This window comes from Pseudomonas sp. QC2 (assembly GCF_002859085.1).
Taxonomy (GTDB): Bacteria; Pseudomonadota; Gammaproteobacteria; order Pseudomonadales; family Pseudomonadaceae; genus Aquipseudomonas; species Aquipseudomonas petroselini.
On the sequence record NZ_PKKS01000028.1, the window covers coordinates 1 to 20,111 of the forward strand.

A 20,111-nucleotide genomic window follows, 5' to 3' on the forward strand; every position below is an offset into this window, starting at 1 on the left:
ACGACCATAGAGCATTGGAACCACCTGATCCCATCCCGAACTCAGAAGTGAAACGATGCATCGCCGATGGTAGTGTGGGGTTTCCCCATGTGAGAGTAGGTCATCGTCAAGATTAAATTCCGAAACCCCATTTGCGAAAGCAGATGGGGTTTTGTTTTGGGCGGTCGAAAATGTCTAACACATGCCAATTCCGCCAATAACTGCCCACAGTGCTAAAGTCGCACCTTCGATTTTTGCTTTTCCCAAGGAAGCCGTTATGCCGGACGCGACGTCCCTCAGTGCTGGATTCATGGTGGTTCACGGCAACCGCCTGGACGAACTGCGCAGCCTGGTGGTCAGTTGGATGCGCCGCTACCCACTGGCTCCCCTGGAAAACGAAATCGCCTTGGTGCAAAGCAACGGCATCGCCCAGTGGCTCAAGCTGGCTTTGGCTGAAGATCCTGAAGATGATGATATGGGCGGTTGTGGAATCGCCGCAGCAATCGACGTGCAACTGCCCGGCAGCTTCATGTGGCAGCTGTACCGCATGGTCCTGGGCCGTGACGAAATCCCCCCCAAGTCCCTGCTCGATAAAGCCCCACTGACCTGGCGCCTGATGCGCCTGCTCCCGGAGCTTATCGATCAGCCGCACTTCGAACCGCTACAGCGTTTCCTCACCCACGACACTGATTTGCGAAAACGCTATCAACTCGCCGAGCGCCTGGCTGATTTGTTCGACCAATACCAAGTTTACCGTGCCGATTGGCTGGAAGACTGGGCTGCTGGCCGTCACCAACTGCGCAATGGCCGAGGCGAGTCCAAACCCCTCAACCTCGCTAACTGCTGGCAAGCCGAGCTGTGGCGTGCGCTGCTGTTGGATGTAGGTGAAGAAGGCATGGCCGAAAGTCGTGCAGGCGTTCACCAGCGCTTTATTGAGCGCATAAACACGCTCAAGCACGCGCCCCCAGGCCTTCCATCCCGAGTCATCGTTTTTGGCATCTCCTCGTTACCTGCGCAGGCACTCGAAGCCCTCGCCGGTCTCGCACGATTCAGCCAAGTTTTACTCTGCGTGCACAACCCCTGTCGCCACCATTGGTCAGACATCGTCGCCGACAAAGACCTGCTGCGTAACGAATACAAACGCCAAGCGCGTAAGAGTGGCATGCCGGTCACCATCGACCCACAAACCCTGCACCAGCATGCCCACCCGCTGCTGGCTGCCTGGGGCAAACAGGGCCGCGACTACATCAGCCTGCTGGACAGCTACGACGACCCCAACAGCTACCGCGCTGCCTTCCGCGATGGTCGTATCGACCTGTTCAGCGACAGCGAGCCCACCACACTGCTCAACCAGCTCCAGGACGACATCCTCGAACTGCGCCCACTCAACGAAACCCGCGAGCTTTGGCCTGCCGTCGACCTGGACCGCGACACCTCAATCCGCTTCCACATCGCCCACAGCGCCCAACGCGAAGTGGAAATCCTCCACGATCAACTGCTCCAACGCTTCAGTGCGGACCCCGCGCTGCGCCCCCGGGACATCATCGTCATGGTTCCCGACGTCGATAGTTACGCGCCGCACATCCGCGCCGTGTTCGGCCAGCTCGAGCGCAATGACCCGCGCTTCATCCCGTTCACCCTGACCGACCAGGGCCAACGTGGCCGCGACCCACTGCTCATCGCCGTCGAACACCTGCTGAAACTCCCCGACAGCCGCTTCCCCGTCAGCGAGATTCTCGACCTGCTTGATGTTCCGGCCCTACGCGAACGCTTTGCCATCAAGGAACGCGACCTGCCCACATTGCACCGCTGGATAGAAGGTGCCGGCATCCGCTGGGGGCTTAACGCCGAACAACGTGCCGGCCTAGGCCTGCCAACGGAGCTGGAGCAAAACAGCTGGCGTTTCGGCCTGCGCCGTATGCTGCTCGGTTACGCCGTAGGCACCGGCGCCGCGTGTGACGGCATCGAGCCCTACGACGAAATAGGTGGTCTGGACGCCGCGCTGATCGGCCCATTGGTCGCCTTGCTCGACGCACTCAACGACGCCCACCAAGCCCTGTCCCAACCCGCACCTCCGAGGGTGTGGGGTGAGCGTCTGCAACGCCTGATGCAACTGTTCTTCCTGCCCAGCAGCGAACACGACGATTACCTGCTGGGCCAACTCGAACAACTCAGAGAAACCTGGCTGGAAACCTGCGAGTCCGTAGGTCTGCAGGACGAGTTACCCCTCACTGTAGTCCGTGAAGCCTGGCTGGCCGGCCTCGACCAAGGCCGCCTGTCCCAGCGCTTCCTCGCCGGAGCTGTCAATTTCTGTACCCTGATGCCCATGCGTGCGATCCCCTTCAAGCTCGTCTGCCTGCTCGGCATGAACGACGGTGATTACCCACGTGCGCAACCACCGCTGGACTTCGACCTGATGGGCAGTGACTACCGCCCCGGCGACCGCTCACGCCGTGAAGACGACCGCTACCTGCTGCTCGAAGCCCTGCTTTCAGCCCGGGACCAGCTGTACATCAGTTGGGTCGGCCGTAGCATCCGTGACAACAGTGATCGCCCTGCCTCGGTACTGATCGGTCAACTGCGTGACCATCTCGCCAGTGGCTGGCACCACGCAAACAGCGACGAGCCACTGATCGATGCCATGACACAAGAGCATCCGCTGCAACCGTTCAGCGCCCGCTATTTCCATGAGGGCGATGCGCTGTTCAGCTACGCGCGCGAATGGCAGTTGCTCCACGAAACGTCCGATGCCCTCCCAACCGAACACGACCTGGCTCCTCACCAACAGGAAGAGCCCCTGAGCCTCGGCCAGCTCCAAGACTTCCTGCGTAACCCGGTCAAACACTTCTTCAGCCAACGCCTGAAAGTATTCTTCGAGGCCGCCGAAGTCCCGCTGGCCGACGAAGAGCCCTTCGTTCTCGACGCACTGCAACGCTACAGCCTGAGCGACAGCCTGCTCAGCGCTGCACTCACCCAACCCGATCACCTCGACCAGGCGCTGAATGCCCAAGCCCTGCGTCTGCAAGGCAGTGGCCTGTTGCCGATGGTCGGTTTTGGCGAATGCCTGCGTAACGAACTGATCGAGCCCTTGCCCGACCTGCTGCGCCGCTACCAGCAATTACTGGCCCTTTGGCCCACCCCGCACCCCGGCGCCGAACCCGTCAGTTTTGAGCATCATGGCGTTCAGTTGGAAGGCTGGATCAGCGGATTGCATCGCCGCAGTGATGGCGGGCTGCTCAGCGTCACCACCATTCCCAACAGCATCGGCTCGATCAAGACCCGCAAGTGGCATCGCCTGATTCGCCCCTGGGTCAATCACGTGGTTGCCTGCGCCTGCGGCTTGCCGTTAAGCACTGGCTTGGTGGCCAGCGACGACACCCTGCTCCTGCCACCACTGGATACATCCAATGCCCGGGAAATCCTCTGCAACCTGCTGCTGGCCGGGCATACCGGAATGAGCAAACCGCTACCCGTTGCCGTGAAAACCGCCTTCGCGTGGCTCAGCCAAACCGACCCAGTCAAGGCCGAAGCCGCCGCCAGTAAAACCTACGAAGGCGATGGCCTGACCAACGATGGCGAGCGTCGCGAAACCCCGGCGCTCACCCGGCAATTCCCCGACTACGCCACACTGATCGCCAGCGAAGAGTTCGAAGGTTGGTGCGAAACCCTGTATCGCCCCTTGCTCAACGCACCATGGCGATCACTCTCCGGCGAGGACGGCGCATGACCCGTAAACCCTTGGCCCTGGCCTTCCCGCTCAAAGGCAGCCAGCTGATCGAAGCCAGCGCGGGTACCGGCAAGACGTTCACTATCTCCGCCCTCTACCTGCGCCTGGTCCTCGGCCACGGTGGCGACGAAGCAGGCTTCGGCCGTGAATTGCTGCCGCCGCAAATCCTAGTGGTGACCTTCACCGACGCCGCCACCAAGGAGCTGCGCGAACGCATCCGCATTCGCCTGGCCGAAGCCGCACGCTTTTTTCGCGAAGAAATCGAACAGCCCGATGCCCTGATCGCCGATCTGCGCGCCGAGTACCCACCCGAACAATGGCCTGCCTGCGCCAACCGACTGGACATTGCCGCCCAGTGGATGGATGAAGCCGCCGTCTCGACGATCCACAGTTGGTGCCAGCGCATGCTGCGCGAACATGCCTTCGACAGCGGCAGCCTGTTCACCCAGACCCTGGAAACCGACCACAGCGACCTGCTCGGCGAAGTGTTGCGCGATTACTGGCGGCTGTTCTGCTACCCGATGCACGACGACGCTCTCAACTGGGTGCGCAGCAACTGGGGCGGCCCCGCCGCGTTAATGCCGCGAGTACGTGCGCTATTTGGCAGCGAACGGCCGACGGGTGAAACCCGCGAGCCCGCCGAGCTGATCAACGCGTGCCTGCAGGAACGCCGCGAAGCACTGCAAACGCTCAAGGCCCCCTGGCAACAATGGGCCGCCGAACTGCGCGATATCTGCCTGCAAGCCGTGGCCGCAAAAACCGTCGACGGCCGCAAGATGCAAGCCCGTTACTTCGAGCCCTGGTTCGAAAAGATCAGCGCCTGGGCCGCTGACGAAACCCTTGAGCAACTGGACATCGGTACCGGTTTCACCCGCCTCACGCCCGACGGTATGGCCGAAGCCTGGAAGGGCGAGCCGCCGCAGCATCCCGGTATCGACGCCATGGCCGGCCTCAAGGCCGCCCTTGATGCGCTGCCGACCCCCGACGCCGCCGTGTTGCAACACGCCGCCGGCTGGGTGGGCAAACGCTTCGAGGACGAAAAACGTCGCCGCGCCGAGATGGGTTTCGACGACATGCTCATCCGCCTCAACGCCGCCCTGCAAGCCGACGGCGGTGAACGCTTGGCCAGTGTGATCCGCGAGCAGTTTCCGGTGGCCTTGATCGATGAATTCCAGGACACCGACCCGGTGCAATACAGCATCTTCGACAGCATCTACCGCATCGAAGAAAACCACCTCGACAGCGGGCTGTTCCTGATCGGCGATCCCAAGCAAGCGATCTACGCCTTCCGTGGCGCCGACATCTACACCTACCTGCGCGCCCGACAATCCACTACCGGTCGCCACCACACATTGGGCACCAACTTCCGCTCCAGCCATGCGATGGTCGAGGCGGTAAATCACGTATTCCAGCGTGCAGAGACAGGTCGCGGTGCGTTCCTGTTCCGCGAGCCCAACGGTGAAAACCCGGTGCCTTTCCACTCGGTGCTGTCCCAGGGTCGCAAGGAACAATTGCAGGTTAATGGGCAAACGCTGCCGGCCATGAACCTCTGGCACTTACCTACCGACCAGCCAGTGTCCAATGCGGTTTATCGTCAGCAATTGGCGGCCGCCTGTGCCACGCACATTGTTGAATTGCTCAACGGCGGGCAGCAAGGTACCGCCGGTTTCCTACGGCCGGACGTGAGCTTCACCGGTGTGCTTCCGTCAGACATCGCCATTCTCGTTCGCGACGGTAAGGAAGCCCAAGCCGTGCGCACCGAACTGGCAGCCCGTGGCGTACGCAGCGTCTACCTCTCCGATAAGGACTCAGTCTTCGCCGCCCAGGAAGCCCACGACCTGCTCGCCTGGCTCAAGGCCTGCGCCGAGCCGGATGTCGAGCGCCCGCTGCGCGCCGCCTTGGCCTGCGTCACGCTGAACCTGTCGTTGCCGGAACTGGAGCGTCTGAACCAGGATGAGCTTGCGTGGGAAAGCCGTGTCATGCAGTTCCGTGGCTACCGCGCGATCTGGCGGACCCAAGGCGTGCTGCCGATGCTGCGCCGCCTGCTGCACGACTTCAAACTGCCGCAAACCCTGATTGCACGCAGTGATGGCGAACGGGTGCTGACCAACCTGCTGCACCTCAGCGAATTGCTGCAACAGGCAGCCTCGGAACTGGACGGCGAACAGGCACTGATCCGACACCTGGCGGAACACCTGGCACTCTCCGGCCAGGCGGGTGAAGAACAAATCCTGCGCCTGGAAAGTGATGAGCAACTGGTCAAGGTGGTGACGATCCACAAGTCGAAAGGCCTGGAGTACGACCTGGTTTTCCTGCCTTTCATCTGCTCGGCCAAACCGGTCGACGGCAGCCGCTTGCCGCTGCACTACCACGATGAACACGGCAAATCCCACGTCAGCCTGCGCCCTACGCCCGAGTTGATCGCCCAGGCCGACAATGAGCGCCTGGCCGAAGACCTGCGCTTGTTGTATGTCGCCCTGACCCGCGCCAAGCATGCATGCTGGCTGGGCATCGCTGACCTCAAGCGTGGCAACAGCAATAGCTCCGTGTTGCACCTGTCGGCGTTGGGCTATCTGCTCGGCGCTGGTGCTTCGCTGGGGGAGTCTGCCGGTCTGGCGCGCTGGCTGTTGGACCTGCAAGCAGGTTGCCCTGCCATCGACTATGCCCAGGTGCCCGAAGCGCAACCCATCGTCTTCCACCCACCCCGCAACGAAGCCACACTGCGGGCGCCCTTGTTGCCCAAGCGCAAGGCCTCGGAAAACTGGTGGATTGCCTCCTACAGCGCCTTGCGTATCGGCGACAGCATGAGTGCCGCCACGCTCGAAGCGCCGGAAAGCCCCCAGGCCCAGAAGCTGTTCGATGACGAGCGCCTCGACCCCGATGCCCCCCGCGAAGTGGCGGCGTCCGGCGGCGACATCCACCGTTTCCCTCGCGGTCCTAACCCAGGGACTTTCCTTCACGGTCTGCTGGAGTGGGCAGGGGAGGAGGGCTTCAACGTCACACCCGAGGCCATCGAAAAGGCCGTGGGCGCCCGCTGCAATCGTCGTAACTGGGAAGGCTGGATCATCACCCTCAGCGGTTGGCTCGGCCACCTGTTGCAAACGCCATTGCCGGTGGATAACGGTCACGTTTCCCTCAACGGTTTGCAGCAGTACCAGATCGAAATGGAGTTCTGGTTCGCCAGCCACAAAGTCGACGTACTCGCCCTCGACAAACTGGTGTGCCAGTACACCCACAGCGGCGTGTCCCGCGTTGCCGCCGAACCCGTGCTGCTCAACGGTATGTTCAAGGGCTTTATCGACTTGACCTTTGAACATGACGGCCGCTATTACGTAGCGGATTACAAATCCAACTGGCTCGGCCCCGACGATTCGGCCTACACCCAGGACGCCATGGAACAGTCGATCCTCGAACATCGGTACGACCTGCAATACGTGCTTTACCTGCTGGCCCTGCACCGCCAACTCAAGGCGCGCCTGCCGGACTACGACTACGACCGCCATGTCGGCGGTGCGCTGTATCTGTTCCTGCGCGGGACCCGGTCCGCGAGCCAGGGTGCGTATTTCACCCGACCGCCACGGGACCTGATCGAAGGCCTGGACCTGCTGTTCCAGGGCAAGACCCTCCCGCCCAAGGTTGAGCCCGCCTGGGAACAAGGAGTGCTGTTATGAGCCTGTCGCCGTTACCGCTGGAGGCGTTGATGCCGCTCAGTCGCGCCGCCGACCTGGTGCAACTGCTGGAGCGTTGGGTCGATCGCGGTTGGTTGCGCGCCCTGGACAAAGCCTTCGTCGGCTTCCTGCACGAGCTTGACCCGCACGCTGACCCGCTGGTATTGCTGGCCGCCGCGCTGACCAGCCATCAATTGGGCCATGGGCACGTCTGCCTCGACCTGTTCGAAACCCTCAAGGCACCGGACTTTGCCCTGTCTTTGCCGCCTGAAGGCGACCTGCAAACCGGTGCCATGCTGCTGCCGTCGCAGTTGCTGGAAGGCCTGGACGGCGCCCACTGGTGCCATGCGCTGGCTGCCAGCCACTTGGTCGCGTTGGCAGTCGATGGCAGCGAATCCGCCCAAAGTCGCCCCTTGGTGCTGTCTGGCAAACGCCTGTACCTGCGCCGCTACTGGACCTACGAGCGGCGCATCGACACCGCCTTGCGCCTGCGGCTCGCCACCCAGGAACGTGTCGCCGCCGATTTGCCGCAGCGCCTGGACAGCCTGTTCGACCAACCGCCGCCCGACGGCGTGATCGACTGGCAAAAGCTCGCCTGCGCCCTGGCCACTCGCGGTGCATTCAGCATCGTCACCGGTGGCCCCGGCACCGGCAAGACCACCACCGTGGTGCGCCTGCTCGCGCTGTTACAGGCGCCGGCTGTCGAAAGCGGCAGCCCGTTGCGCATTCGCCTGGCCGCGCCCACCGGCAAGGCTGCCGCACGCCTCACCGAGTCCATCAGCCAGCAAGTGCTGTCGCTGAAAGTGCCGGACAACGTGAAGGAAAAAATCCCGACCCAGGTCACCACCGTCCACCGGCTACTGGGCAGTCGCCCAGGCACGCGGCATTTCCGTCATCACATCGGTAACCCGTTGCCCCTGGATGTGTTGGTCGTGGATGAAGCCTCGATGATCGACCTGGAAATGATGGCCAACCTGCTCGACGCCTTGCCACCCCATGCTCGCCTGGTATTACTGGGCGACAAGGATCAACTGGCGTCGGTAGAAGCGGGCGCCGTACTCGGTGATTTGTGCCGTGATGCCGAAGCCGGCTTCTACAGCGCCGAGACCCGCCAATGGTTGCAAGCCGTCAGTGGCGAAGACCTCAGTGCCAGTGGCTTGCAGGAAGACCTCGACGGTACCCATCCCCTGGCCCAGCAAGTGGTGATGCTGCGTTACTCACGCCGTTTCGGCGAAGGCAGTGGCATCGGCCAACTGGCGCGCTGGGTCAACCAGCAAAACGCTGAAGAAGCTCGCAAGCTGCTGGCGGCGCGTAGTCACGATGATCTGTTTTGCGTCAGCCTCAAAGGCGAACACGATTACGCCCTGGAGCGTCTGGTACTGGACGGACAGGGTGACGGTGCCGAGGGCTATCGCTATTACCTCAATCTGTTGCAAAGCGCCCGGCCATCCGCCGACACCCCGCGCGAAGACACCGCCTGGACCCACTGGGCGCAACAACTGCTGCAAGCCTTCGATGCTTTCCAACTGCTCTGCGCGGTACGCAAGGGCCCTTGGGGCGTTGAAGGCCTCAACCTGCGCATCACCGCCGCCCTGCGCAAGGTGCGCCTGATCGAAGGCGACGAGCAATGGTACGAAGGGCGCCCGGTGCTGATGACCCGCAACGATTACGGCCTGGGCTTGATGAACGGTGACATCGGCATCGCGCTGAAACTGCCCGAAAGCGACGGCGGCCCCCCAGTGCTGCGCGTAGCGTTCCCACGTAACGATGGCCAGGGCGGCGTGCGTTTTGTGCTGCCCAGCCGTCTGAATGATGTGGAAACCGTGTACGCCATGACCGTGCACAAATCCCAGGGCTCGGAGTTCACCCACACGGCGCTGATCCTGCCGGATGCGCTGAACCCGGTGCTCACCAAAGAGTTGATCTACACCGGCATCACCCGTGCCAAACGCTGGTTCAGCTTGATCGAACCCCGGGGCGGCGTGTTTGAAGAGGCCGTGCGGCGCAAGGTCAAGCGCTTGAGTGGGTTGATGCTGGAGTTGGGTCAGGAGTCAGAAATATCCGACGCTGTGCTATCGTTGCGGCATCACCCCGAAAACACCTGAGAGTATCGCTGCATGAACGTGGCCGTCTCGCCCACAGAGCGAAGTTTGAGCTGGAGACGCCTGCTGCTGGCAATCCTGTGTGTGCTCGCGCCGCACGCCTTCGCCCAGGCGCCCGATCCCGCAGACCTTGCAGACCAGCGCGCCCAGGCGGTCACCCAAGTGGTGCTTGGCATCCTCAGTTATGCCCGCTGGCCAGTCGAGCCGGCGCAATTGCGCCTGTGTATCGTCGGCCCGACCCAGTACACCGACGACCTGATCAAAGGCACTACCCAGGCCACCGGCCGTCCGGTCGTGGTGCAGCGCCTGCTGGCCAACCATCCCGATATCGTCACCGCGTGCGATGCGGTGTACATCGGCAAACTCACCGCGGATGAGCGCAGCCAACTGTTCGCCGCATTAATCGGCCACCCAGTGCTCAGCATCAGCGAAGGCGGCGACCAGTGCACCGTGGGCAGCCTGTTCTGCTTGCGGGTGGGGGATCAACAGGTGTCCTTCGAAGTTAACCTGGACTCCGTGGCCCGCAGTGGCGTGCGCATTCACCCCAGCGTCTTGCAACTGTCCCGTCGCCGGGCGCCCGCGCAATGAGCGGCGCCAAGGTGCGACCGACGCTGCGCTCGGTCATCGGCCGAGGGCATCTGATCCTCGCGCTGTTGGCCGTGACCCTGGCCAGCGTGTCCCTGACCCTGCTGGGTGTGTTGGCGCTGCGGGTGTATGCCGAACACAACCTGCACCTGATCGCGCGCTCCATCAACTACACCGTGGAAGCGGCGGTGGTGTTCAACGACAGCGCCGCAGCCACCGAAGCCCTCAGCCTGATTGCCTCCACCGAAGAGGTGGCCCAGGCCGAAGTCCTCGATGCCAATGGCAAGTTGCTGGCGCAGTGGATACGCCCGGATACCGGCCTGCTCTCGCGTGTGGAACTGGAGCTGGCGCATACGCTGCTCGAACAACCCATCAGCCAGCCGATCCTTCACCAAGGGCGAACCATCGGCAGCATCCATCTCATCGGCCACGGCGGTAGCCTGCTGCGCTTCCTGCTCAGCGGCCTGGCCGGGATCTTCATCTGCACCGCCCTCAGCGCGTGGATCGCCCTGCACCTGGCGCGACGCTTGTTGCGCGGCATCACCGGCCCGCTGCAAAGCCTCGCCGCCGTGGCCCACGCCGCCCGCAGCGAACGCGACTTCGACCGCCGCGTACCGCCGGCAAAAATCGCCGAACTCGACAGCCTGGGCAGTGACTTCAACGCCCTGCTCGGCGAGATGGAAGCCTGGCAAAGCCACTTGCAAAGCGAAAACGAATCCCTCGCCCACCAGGCCAACCACGACAGCCTCACCGGTCTGCCCAACCGCGCCTTCTTCGAAGGCCGTTTGATCCGCGCCCTGCGCAGCGCAGCCAAGGCCAAGGAACAAGTGGCAGTGCTGTACCTCGACAGCGACCGCTTCAAAGAGATCAATGACAGCTTTGGCCACGCCGCCGGTGATGCCGTCCTCGTGGCCGTCGCCGAGCGTGTGCGCGCGCAATTGCGCGAAGACGACCTGGTGGCGCGCCTGGGCGGCGACGAGTTCGCCATACTGCTGGCGCCGTTGCACAAGGTCGAAGACGCCGAGCGCATCGCCGACAAGATCATCGCCAGCATGGACCTGCCGATCTCCGTGCCCGGCAACACCCAGGTATTGACCTCTCTCAGTATCGGCATCGCCATCTACCCCGATCATGGCGCCACCCCTGGCACCTTACTCAGTGCTGCCGACGCAGCGATGTACCAGGCCAAGCGTTTGTCCTCGGGCGGCCAGCAAACGGCGGAGTCGGAGAACCCCGTCGTCAACGTTAAACACAGGAGTTGATCCCTTGTTCTCGACCGCGCGTTTCATGTTTATCACCCTGCTCGTGTCATTGCTCGCCCTCGGCGGTTGCCAGACGGCCCCACCCAAAGGCCTGACCCCGGCGCAAGTCGCCGTGCTCAAGCAGCAAGGCTTTGAACTGACCGACGACGGCTGGGCATTCGGCTTGTCCGGCAAAGTGCTGTTTGGCAGCGATGTCGAGGCGCTCAACCAACCCAGCACCGACATCGTCCAGCGCATCGGCAAGGCCCTGTTGGGCGTGGGGATTGAACGCGTACGCGTCGACGGTCACACCGACGCATCGGGCAAGGAAACCTACAACCAGCAACTGTCCCTGCGCCGCGCTAAAAGTGTGGCGACGGTGTTGATGAGTGTGGGCATGAAGGAAGAAAACATCCAACTGCGCGGCTTGGGCAGCAGCGAGCCGGTGGCGTCCAATGACACCGCGGCGGGGCGCACGGAGAATCGACGGGTGTCGATAGTGGTGATGTCGGACTGAGCGGCGTCACCCGTTTCAATCTGAAATACGATCAAAAGGTGGGAGGGGGCTTGTTCCCGATAGCAGTGGGTCAGTGATCGATAAGCTGACTGTCACACCGCCATCGGGAGCAAGCCCCCTCCCACCTTTTGATTGGTGTTGGCTTAACGGTTCGGTGTCAAGTCATCAACCGCCGCCTTGCTCATCTCACGCAGATAATGCGCAGCCAATGGGTATTGCTCGCGTCGTAGTGCTTGGCCCTTTAATCCGCGAACCGCATCTCCCGCGTTTCCCCCATCAACAATCCCTGGTTCTGCTCAGTGACCTCGCGGATGTAATCCCACAACAACGTAATCCGCTTCAACTTCCGCAAATCCTCCCTGCAATACATCCAGAACTGCCGTGTAATCGCAATCTGCTCCCCCAGCACTGGCAGCAACCGTGGATCCTGTGCCGCCAAAAAACACGGCAATATCGCCATCGACCGCCCCTGCTGCGCCGCCACGTACTGCGCGATCACGCTGGTACTGCGCAGGCTGGCGCTGGCGCCGGGCACCACGTTCGCCAGGTACAGCAGCTCTGAACTGAACGCCAAATCATCCACGTAGCTGATAAACGGATGCTCGGCCAAATCCGTGGGTTTGCGGATCGGCGGGTGTTGGTCCAGGTATTCCTGGGTCGCGTACAGCTGCAGTTTGTAGTCGCACAATTTGCAGCACACATAGGGTCCATGTTCCGGCCGTTCCAGGGCGATGACGATGTCGGCTTCGCGCTTGGACAGGCTGATGAAGTGGGGCAGGGGCAGGATGTCCACCGAGATGGCCGGGTAGGTATCGACGAAGTGGCTCAATTGCGGGGTGACGAAGAAGCTGCCGAACCCTTCGGTGCAGCCCATGCGCACGTGGCCGGACAGCGCCACGCCGGAGCCGGAGACTTGTTCGCAGGCCATGTGCAGGGTGCTTTCGATGGACTCGGCGTAGCCCAGCAAACGCTGGCCTTCAGGAGTGAGGACGAAACCGTTGGTCCGGGATTTTTCGAACAGCAGGGTGCCGAGGGACACTTCCAGTGAACTGATGCGCCGCGACACGGTGGTGTAGTCCACCGCCAGGCGCTTGGCGGCCACGCTGGCCTTGCGGGTGCGGGCCACTTCGAGGAAAAACTTCAGGTCATCCCAGTTCAGGGAGCCCAGCGACGTGATGTTTTTTTGCATATTGGTCCGGCTTTTATGTGCGTTCTTATTAGAGATTTGCACATCTATACTCCAAAAACAGTCCGAACGCCTCATTTCCCAAGGCGGTTACGCGCCTTGTCTCTGTATAAATATAAGATTGGAGACCACATGAACGCATCTGCCGATATTTCCGTGCAACAGGTCAAGTTGCTGATCAACGGCGAGTGGGTCGAGTCCAAGACCACCGAGTGGCAAGACATCGTCAACCCGGCTACCCAAGAGGTGCTGGCCAAAGTCCCGTTCGCCACCGCCGATGAAGTCAACGCCGCCATCGACGCCGCCCACCGCGCCTTCCAAACCTGGAAGCTGACGCCAATCGGCGCGCGCATGCGCATCATGCTTAAGCTGCAAGCCTTGATCCGTGAACATTCCAAGCGCATCGCCGTGGTGCTCAGCAACGAGCAAGGCAAGACCATTGCCGATGCCGAGGGCGATATTTTCCGTGGCCTGGAAGTGGTGGAGCACGCTTGTTCCATCGGCACCCTGCAAATGGGCGAATTCGCTGAAAACGTTGCCGGTGGCGTCGATACCTACACGCTGCGCCAACCCATCGGCGTGTGCGCCGGTATCACCCCGTTCAACTTCCCGGCGATGATTCCGCTGTGGATGTTCCCGATGGCGATTGCCTGCGGTAACACCTTCGTACTCAAACCGTCCGAACAGGACCCGCTGTCGACCATGCTGTTGGTGGAGCTGGCGCTGGAAGCCGGTGTACCGGCCGGTGTGCTCAACGTGGTACACGGCGGCAAGGACGTGGTGGATGCGCTGTGCACCCACAAAGACATCAAGGCCGTGTCCTTCGTCGGCTCGACCGCCGTGGGCACCCACGTCTATGACCTGGCCGGCAAACACGGCAAGCGCGTGCAATCGATGATGGGCGCCAAGAACCACGCGGTGGTGCTGCCGGATGCCAACCGCGAACACACCCTCAATGCCCTGGTCGGCGCCGGTTTCGGCGCGGCGGGCCAACGTTGCATGGCCACCTCGGTGGTGGTGCTGGTGGGCGCGTCCAAGCAATGGCTGCCAGACCTCAAGGCCCTGGCGCAAAAGCTCAAGGTCAACGCGGGCAGCGAAGCGGGCACGGATGTGGGCCCGGTGATTTCCAAGCGCGCCAAGGCACGTATCCTGGAACTGATCGAAAGCGGCGTGAAAGAAGGCGCCAAGCTGGAGCTGGACGGCCGCGACATCAAGGTGCCGGGCTTCGAGCAAGGCAACTTTGTCGGCCCGACCCTGTTTTCGGGCGTGACCCCCTCCATGCAGATCTACACCCAGGAAATCTTCGGCCCAGTGCTGGTGGTGCTGGAAGTGGCGACGCTCGATGAGGCCATCGCGCTGGTCAACGCCAACCCGTTCGGCAACGGCACTGGCCTGTTCACCCAGAGCGGTGCGGCGGCGCGTAAGTTCCAGAGCGAAATCGATGTCGGCCAGGTCGGCATCAATATCCCGATCCCGGTGCCGGTGCCGTTCTTCAGTTTCACCGGTTCCCGTGGTTCCAAGCTCGGCGACCTCGGCCCGTACGGCAAGCAAGTGGTGCAGTTCTACACCCAGACCAAAACCGTCACCAGCCGCTGGTTCGATGACGACACGGTCAATGATGGCGTCAACACCACCATCAACCTGCGCTGATTCGGGAGACGACCATGAAGATTGCATTTATCGGCTTGGGCAACATGGGCGCGCCCATGGCCCGCAACCTGATCAAGGCCGGCCACGCGCTGAACCTGTTCGACTTGAACCAGACGGTGCTCAAGGAACTGGCCGAGCTGGGCGGCACCATCAGCGCTTCACCACGCGATGCGGCGAAAGACGCTGAGCTGGTGATTACCATGCTGCCGGCGGCGGCGCATGTGCGCAGCGTATGGCTGAATGACGACGGGGTTTTGGCTGGCATCGGCAAAGGTGTACCGGCGGTGGATTGCAGCACCATCGACCCGCAAACCATCCGTGACGTAGCGGCTGCGGCGGCCAAGCAAGGTGTCGTCGTAGCCGACGCCCCGGTCTCCGGTGGCACCGGCGGCGCCGCCGCAGGGACGCTGACCTTCATGGTCGGCGCCACCCCGGAACTGTTCGCCACCCTGCAACCGGTGCTGGCGCAGATGGGCCGTAACATCGTGCATTGCGGCGACGTGGGCACCGGGCAAATCGCCAAGATCTGCAACAACCTGTTGTTGGGCATCAGCATGGTCGGCGTCAGCGAGGCCATGGCGCTGGGTGATGCATTGGGCATCGACACGCAAGTGCTGGCGGGGATCATCAACAGCTCCACTGGACGCTGCTGGAGTTCCGATACCTACAACCCATGGCCTGGCGTGATCGAAAGTGCACCGTCGTCCCGTGGCTACACCGGCGGTTTTGGCGCCGACCTGATGCTCAAGGACCTGGGCCTGGCCACCGAAGCCGCGCGCCAGGTGCACCAGCCGGTGATCCTCGGCGCCGTGGCCCAGCAGCTGTATCAGGCGATGAGCCAGCGCGGGGAGGGGGGCAAGGACTTTTCAGCGATTATCAACAGCTACCTTAAAACCAATTAAGGGGAGGGGGGCCGGCGTAAGGCTGGCTCCCGGCTTTTACACCCGTGTTTAAGGGGGCCAATTTGGCAACGATTGAAATCCCCGAAGGGTAATAGCCGAGTGCCCTGCCCGCGGCTTTTTTAAGCCTGTTGTTCAACGCGGAAAAGTTTTTTTGGTTCTCGCCGGTTGCGGGATCCATATAGCTGCCGTCTGCCCGCTGTACCACCCAGTGCAATCCGATCGGCAAGCCGACACACGACACCGCCATGGCCTCTAGTTTTACCTCGTTGCTGTCAAGTGCTGGACCCGGCAGGTCAATAGGGCAGCCAATGCCTCTGAGCTTGTTTTCGATCGTCGGATAAAGCCAGTTCAACCCGGCGACAAGCATGCCCGGGTTCTTTTCCACCTTCATGTCCAAGCCCAAAAGCCTTCCCGCGATGACAATACTGTCCGGCATCGAATAACCGGCTTGTTCCAGGTCGGTCTGCCCGTGCCTGACGGTTGTGCAGCCGCTGGTGATCCTGTACAGGTCGCTTTCACAACGATTGTCCAACTCCAGTGTGTCGACGCCTAAATGCTCAGACATTGATCCGGTAAGAACCGGGATTTTATCGACCCCCAGTTCTTTGGCCGCGCACAGCAGGGCAGCCGCGCCGCAGGAGTTGGGAAACACCTGCTTTTTGGCAATTTGGCTGACCGAGTCTGGCGGTTGGTGGATGACTGAGGGCCAGGCAGTTGGGGGCGCGGTACGGATCATGATTACCCTCTGGCGACTGTTCAATTCGCTTGATGAAGTCAGTCCAGATCTTGTCGATCAGCCCACGGAAGGCCTGTAGGAAAGCACTTAATACGCCATGAGTTTGGGCCTTGAAGAGCGCACTGTGCCGAATCCGTGTTCAGTGCGCCAAGGCATAGCGGGTCAAGCAAACACAAAATACTTACGCACCGTCTCGACCACTTCCCACGTCCCCTTCATCCCCGGTTCCACCACGAAGATATCCCCAGCCCGCAGGTGAATCGGCTCCATGCCTTCTGGCGTGATGATGCAGTAGCCTTCCTGGAAGTGGCAGTACTCCCACTTCACGTAGTCCACGTACCACTTGCCCGGTGTGCAGATCCAAGTGCCCATGATCTTGCTGCCGTCTTCGCTGGTGTAGGCGTTGAGGTTGACGGTGTGCGGGTCGCCTTCGAGTTTTTCCCATTTGCACGCGTCCAGGACCGGCAGTGGGTGGGTGTCGCGCAGTACGGTGATGGGCTTGGACATGATGACTCCGAGGCAGGGAATGGAAAGATCCACCCTAAGGCCTTGGGCGTTGCACCAGTGGTCTGAACTCGACATCGGGATGCCCAGAAGCGCAGCGGTATTTATTTGATATAACCCATCACCAATCCGCTATTTCCTCGCAGTAAGTGCGAAAGATTTCCTGCTTCACGCCAGAATTCGCAAGAAAATTCGCAGCTGGCCCTCGTATCATTCACACCAGTAACCGCCGAGAGCCTGTAAATGAACCCAATAAAAACGTGGTGGGATATCAGCCCGCCCTTGAGTACGGCGACCCCGACCTGGCCGGGAGACACGCCGTTCCAGGAAGAGCGCGTGTGGCAGTTCGGCCCGGAGTGCCCGGTGAATGTCGGGCGCATCACCTTGTCGCCGCACACCGGCGCCCATGTGGATGCGCCGCTGCATTACAGCGCCGACGGTGCACCGATCGGTGAAGTGTCGCTGGACGTGTACATGGGGCCGTGTCGGGTGCTGCATTGCCTGGACAGCGGCGCGTTGGTGCAGCCGCATCAGTTGGAAGGACGTGTGGATAACATGCCCGAGCGTGTGTTGCTGCGCACTTATCCACAAGCGCCGCTGACCGAATGGGATGCGGACTTCACTGCCATTGCCCCGCAAACCATCGAGCTGCTGGCCAGCCTGGGGGTGCGCCTGATCGGTATCGATACACCCTCGCTGGACCCGCAGCAGTCCAAGACCATGGATTCCCACAACGCCGTGGCCCGCCATGGCATGGCGATTCTCGAAGGCATCGTGCTCGATGACGTACCGGAAGGCGACTATGAACTGATCGCGCTGCCGCTGCGTTTTGCCCACCTGGACGCGAGCCCGGTCCGCGCCATTCTCCGTCCGCTCAAGGAGCCCACGCGATGAGCCAATGTCCTTTCTCTGCTGATTACCAGCCGCCCGAAGAATGGCATAACGCCGAACTGAATTTTTCCGAGTCCATGAGCTACGGCGATTACCTGGACCTGGGCAAAGTCCTCAGCGCCCAGCACCCGCTGTCGCCGGACCACAACGAAATGCTCTTCATCATCCAGCACCAGACTTCCGAGTTGTGGATGAAACTGATGCTCCACGAACTCAAGGCTGCCCGCGAGCACGTACGACTGGGCGAGTTGCCGCCGGCGTTCAAGATGCTGGCGCGGGTGTCGCGGATCTTCGATCAACTGGTGCACGCCTGGGCAGTGCTGGCGACGATGACGCCGTCGGAGTACAAGGCCATCCGCCCGTTCCTGGGGCAGTCGTCGGGGTTCCAGTCGTTCCAGTACCGCGAGATCGAATTTATCCTCGGCAATAAAAGTGCGGCGCTGTTGCGGCCTCACGCCCACCGGCCGGAGCTGTTGAACGAGCTGAAAGTGGCGATTGCCACGCCGTCGCTGTATGACGAGGCGATCAACCTGATGATCAAGGCGGGCCTGGCGATTGATCCCAAGCGTGCCGAGCGTGACCCGACGGCGGCGACGGTTCACGATGAATCCGTGGAGGCGGCGTGGCGGGAGGTGTATCGCGACCCGAACCGTTACTGGGATTTGTATCAGTTGGCCGAGAAGTTTATCGACTTGGAGGATTCGTTCCGCCAGTGGCGCTTTCGCCATGTGACCACGGTGGAGCGGATCATTGGCTTCCAGCCTGGTACCGGTGGTACCGAAGGCGTGGGGTATTTGCGCAAGATGCTCGATACCGTGCTCTTCCCCGAGCTATGGCGAGTACGCTCCACGCTCTAAACAAAAAGCCCCGGATTACCGGGGCTTTTCATTATGAAATGCAATCAACTGTGGGAGCTGGCTTGCCTGCGATCGCATCACCTCGGTCTCACTGGAAACCGAGTCGCCTGCATCGCGGGCAAGCCCGGCTCCCACAGGGATCACTGTGTGTTGACTACCGCGTTACTCCTGCGAACCCGCAACCGATAGGCCACATAGATAATCCCCACCCACACCGGCATCGCATACACCGACTCACGAATCCCCGGGATCGCCAGCATCACGCTGATGATCATCAGCATGAACGCCAGGCACAGGTAGTTGCTGAACGGGAACCAGAAGGTCTTGAACGACGGCGTCACGCCTTGCTCGCCCATGGCTTTGCGGAACTTGATGTGGGTGATGCTGATCAGCGCCCAGTTGATCATCAGCGAGGCAACCACCAGCGCAAACAGCAACTCCAGGGCACTTTGTGGCGCGACGTAGTTGACCACCACGCACAGCATCGTCACCAGTGCCGAAATCGCCAGCGCCCGCAGCGGCACGCCTTGCTTGTTGAGTTTCATCAACGCCTTTGGCGCATCGCCTTGCTCGGCCAGGCCGAACAGCATGCGACTGTTGCAGTACACGCCGCTGTTGTACACCGACAGCGCCGCGGTCAGCACCACGAAGTTGAGGATGTGCGCGGCGGTGTCGTTACCGATCAGCGAGAAGATCTGCACGAACGGGCTACCACTGTAGGCATCGCCCGACGCGCCGAGGGTTTGCAGCAGTTGGTCCCACGGGTACAGCGACAGCAGCACGGTGAGCGCGCCGACGTAGAAGATCAGGATCCGGTACACCACCTGGTTGATCGCTTTCGGGATCACTTTGCGCGGCTCGCTGGCCTCGGCAGCGGTGATGCCTACCAGCTCCAGGCCACCGAACGAGAACATGATGAACGCCATGGACATCAACAGCCCCATGCCGCCATTCGGGAAGAACCCGCCGTGGCTCCACAGGTTGCTGACCGAGGCTTGTGGGCCGCCGGTGCCGCTGAACAGCAAGTAGCAGCCGAGCGCGATCATGCCGACAATCGCCACCACCTTGATGATCGCAAACCAGAACTCGGCCTCACCGAAGAACTTCACGTTCAGGGTGTTGATCAGGTTCACCGCCACGAAGAACACCAGTGCGCTGACCCAGGTCGGGATTTCCGGCCACCAGAACTGGATGTACTTGCCCACCGCCGTCAGTTCGGCCATGCCCACCAGCACGTAAAGTACCCAGTAGTTCCAGCCCGCCAGGAAGCCTGCGTAGCCGCCCCAGTATTTGTGGGCGAAGTGGCTGAAGGAACCGGCTACCGGCTCTTCGACGATCATCTCGCCAAGCTGGCGCATGATCAGGAACGCGATAAAACCAGCAATCGCGTAGCCCAGGATCATCGACGGCCCCGCCGACTTGAGTACCCCAGCCGAGCCGAGGAACAACCCCGTACCAATCGCCCCTCCCAAGGCGATCAGTTGAATGTGCCGGTTCTTCAGGCCACGCTTGAGGCCTACCGGGTTAACCATGTCATCCGCCATTAACATTCCCTTCTACTTGTTT

General features: G+C 61.7%; 15 protein-coding genes and 1 rRNA gene. 11 read left to right on the forward strand and 5 right to left on the reverse strand.

Features of this window, described 5'->3' with window-relative positions; all coding sequences use genetic code 11:
• The 7 genes from rrf to QCBJ_RS29235 form a co-directional block, all read left to right on the forward strand.
• Nucleotides 1-112, forward strand: a 5S ribosomal RNA gene (gene rrf, locus QCBJ_RS29205); the annotation flags it as partial.
• 144 nt (nt 113-256) lie between these two features.
• A complete protein-coding gene (gene recC, locus QCBJ_RS29210) occupies nt 257-3,706 on the forward strand; it encodes an exodeoxyribonuclease V subunit gamma (protein WP_102062133.1) in 3,450 nt (1,149 codons plus the stop codon).
• Nucleotides 3,703-7,377, forward strand: coding sequence for an exodeoxyribonuclease V subunit beta (gene recB / locus QCBJ_RS29215; protein WP_102062134.1), 3,675 nt, complete (start codon nt 3,703-3,705; stop codon nt 7,375-7,377). Before recC ends, recB begins: the two co-directional genes overlap by 4 nt.
• Nucleotides 7,374-9,479, forward strand: a complete 2,106-nt coding sequence (gene recD, locus QCBJ_RS29220; protein WP_102062135.1) for an exodeoxyribonuclease V subunit alpha — start codon at nt 7,374-7,376, stop codon at nt 9,477-9,479. Before recB ends, recD begins: the two co-directional genes overlap by 4 nt.
• Nucleotides 9,480-9,491: 12 nt before the next feature.
• Entirely contained in the window at nt 9,492-10,064 is a 573-nt protein-coding gene (locus tag QCBJ_RS29225) for a YfiR family protein (RefSeq protein WP_093543411.1), read from the forward strand.
• Entirely contained in the window at nt 10,061-11,323 is a 1,263-nt protein-coding gene (locus QCBJ_RS29230; RefSeq protein WP_102062136.1) for a diguanylate cyclase domain-containing protein, read from the forward strand. Before QCBJ_RS29225 ends, QCBJ_RS29230 begins: the two co-directional genes overlap by 4 nt.
• 4 nt (nt 11,324-11,327) lie before the next feature.
• Nucleotides 11,328-11,819 carry an OmpA family protein gene (locus QCBJ_RS29235; protein WP_175538074.1) on the forward strand — a complete coding sequence of 164 codons (492 nt, stop codon included), beginning with the start codon at nt 11,328-11,330 and terminating at the stop codon, nt 11,817-11,819.
• A gap of 143 nt (nt 11,820-11,962) precedes the next feature.
• Here QCBJ_RS29235 and QCBJ_RS30895 read toward each other — a convergent pair whose 3' ends face one another.
• Nucleotides 11,963-12,103: a DUF3077 domain-containing protein gene (locus QCBJ_RS30895; protein ID WP_102062192.1), complete on the reverse strand. Its 141-nt coding sequence runs from the start codon at nt 12,101-12,103 to the stop codon at nt 11,963-11,965.
• On the reverse strand, nt 12,061-13,008 hold the full coding sequence (locus tag QCBJ_RS29245) for a LysR family transcriptional regulator (protein WP_064055211.1): 948 nt from the start codon (nt 13,006-13,008) through the stop codon (nt 12,061-12,063). The genes QCBJ_RS30895 and QCBJ_RS29245 overlap by 43 nt, the downstream gene beginning before the upstream one ends.
• Nucleotides 13,009-13,137: 129 nt before the next feature.
• Here QCBJ_RS29245 and QCBJ_RS29250 point away from each other — a divergent pair, with 129 nt between their 5' ends.
• Nucleotides 13,138-14,655 (forward strand): CoA-acylating methylmalonate-semialdehyde dehydrogenase, encoded by a 1,518-nt coding sequence (locus QCBJ_RS29250; RefSeq protein WP_015885874.1) that lies wholly within the window; start codon nt 13,138-13,140, stop codon nt 14,653-14,655.
• 14 nt (nt 14,656-14,669) lie between these two features.
• Entirely contained in the window at nt 14,670-15,557 is an 888-nt protein-coding gene (mmsB, locus tag QCBJ_RS29255; RefSeq protein WP_046035177.1) for a 3-hydroxyisobutyrate dehydrogenase, read from the forward strand.
• On the opposite strand, the gene QCBJ_RS29260 is transcribed toward mmsB, so the two are convergent.
• Nucleotides 15,544-16,293, reverse strand: coding sequence for a hypothetical protein (locus QCBJ_RS29260; protein ID WP_102062137.1), 750 nt, complete (start codon nt 16,291-16,293; stop codon nt 15,544-15,546). The genes mmsB and QCBJ_RS29260 overlap by 14 nt on opposite strands.
• 162 nt (nt 16,294-16,455) lie before the next feature.
• A complete protein-coding gene (locus QCBJ_RS29265) occupies nt 16,456-16,800 on the reverse strand; it encodes a cupin domain-containing protein (RefSeq protein ID WP_015885872.1) in 345 nt (114 codons plus the stop codon).
• A 240-nt stretch (nt 16,801-17,040) separates the two neighbouring features.
• On the opposite strand from QCBJ_RS29265, the gene kynB reads away from it, so the two are divergent.
• Nucleotides 17,041-17,691, forward strand: coding sequence for an arylformamidase (gene kynB / locus QCBJ_RS29270; RefSeq protein ID WP_102062138.1), 651 nt, complete (start codon nt 17,041-17,043; stop codon nt 17,689-17,691).
• On the forward strand, nt 17,688-18,545 hold the full coding sequence (gene kynA / locus QCBJ_RS29275; RefSeq protein WP_015885870.1) for a tryptophan 2,3-dioxygenase: 858 nt from the start codon (nt 17,688-17,690) through the stop codon (nt 18,543-18,545). The genes kynB and kynA overlap by 4 nt, the downstream gene beginning before the upstream one ends.
• Nucleotides 18,546-18,685: 140 nt before the next feature.
• On the opposite strand, the gene QCBJ_RS29280 is transcribed toward kynA, so the two are convergent.
• Nucleotides 18,686-20,089 carry an amino acid permease gene (locus QCBJ_RS29280; RefSeq protein WP_043205891.1) on the reverse strand — a complete coding sequence of 468 codons (1,404 nt, stop codon included), beginning with the start codon at nt 20,087-20,089 and terminating at the stop codon, nt 18,686-18,688.
• Nucleotides 20,090-20,111 lie beyond the last annotated feature (22 nt).

What these genes read in the sequence shown, in the direction of transcription:
- QCBJ_RS29245 (WP_064055211.1), bottom strand. Translation starts at nt 13,008, where the DNA reads ATGCAAAAAAACATCACGTCGCTGGGCTCCCTGAACTGGGATGACCTG.
- QCBJ_RS29280 (WP_043205891.1), bottom strand. Translation starts at nt 20,089, where the DNA reads ATGGCGGATGACATGGTTAACCCGGTAGGCCTCAAGCGTGGCCTGAAG.
- QCBJ_RS29250 (WP_015885874.1), top strand. Translation starts at nt 13,138, where the DNA reads ATGAACGCATCTGCCGATATTTCCGTGCAACAGGTCAAGTTGCTGATC.
- QCBJ_RS29225 (WP_093543411.1), top strand. Translation starts at nt 9,492, where the DNA reads ATGAACGTGGCCGTCTCGCCCACAGAGCGAAGTTTGAGCTGGAGACGC.
- recD (WP_102062135.1), top strand. Translation starts at nt 7,374, where the DNA reads ATGAGCCTGTCGCCGTTACCGCTGGAGGCGTTGATGCCGCTCAGTCGC.
- QCBJ_RS29260 (WP_102062137.1), bottom strand. Translation starts at nt 16,293, where the DNA reads ATGATCCGTACCGCGCCCCCAACTGCCTGGCCCTCAGTCATCCACCAA.
- recC (WP_102062133.1), top strand. Translation starts at nt 257, where the DNA reads ATGCCGGACGCGACGTCCCTCAGTGCTGGATTCATGGTGGTTCACGGC.
- kynB (WP_102062138.1), top strand. Translation starts at nt 17,041, where the DNA reads ATGAACCCAATAAAAACGTGGTGGGATATCAGCCCGCCCTTGAGTACG.
- kynA (WP_015885870.1), top strand. Translation starts at nt 17,688, where the DNA reads ATGAGCCAATGTCCTTTCTCTGCTGATTACCAGCCGCCCGAAGAATGG.
- recB (WP_102062134.1), top strand. Translation starts at nt 3,703, where the DNA reads ATGACCCGTAAACCCTTGGCCCTGGCCTTCCCGCTCAAAGGCAGCCAG.
- mmsB (WP_046035177.1), top strand. Translation starts at nt 14,670, where the DNA reads ATGAAGATTGCATTTATCGGCTTGGGCAACATGGGCGCGCCCATGGCC.
- QCBJ_RS29230 (WP_102062136.1), top strand. Translation starts at nt 10,061, where the DNA reads ATGAGCGGCGCCAAGGTGCGACCGACGCTGCGCTCGGTCATCGGCCGA.
- QCBJ_RS29265 (WP_015885872.1), bottom strand. Translation starts at nt 16,800, where the DNA reads ATGTCCAAGCCCATCACCGTACTGCGCGACACCCACCCACTGCCGGTC.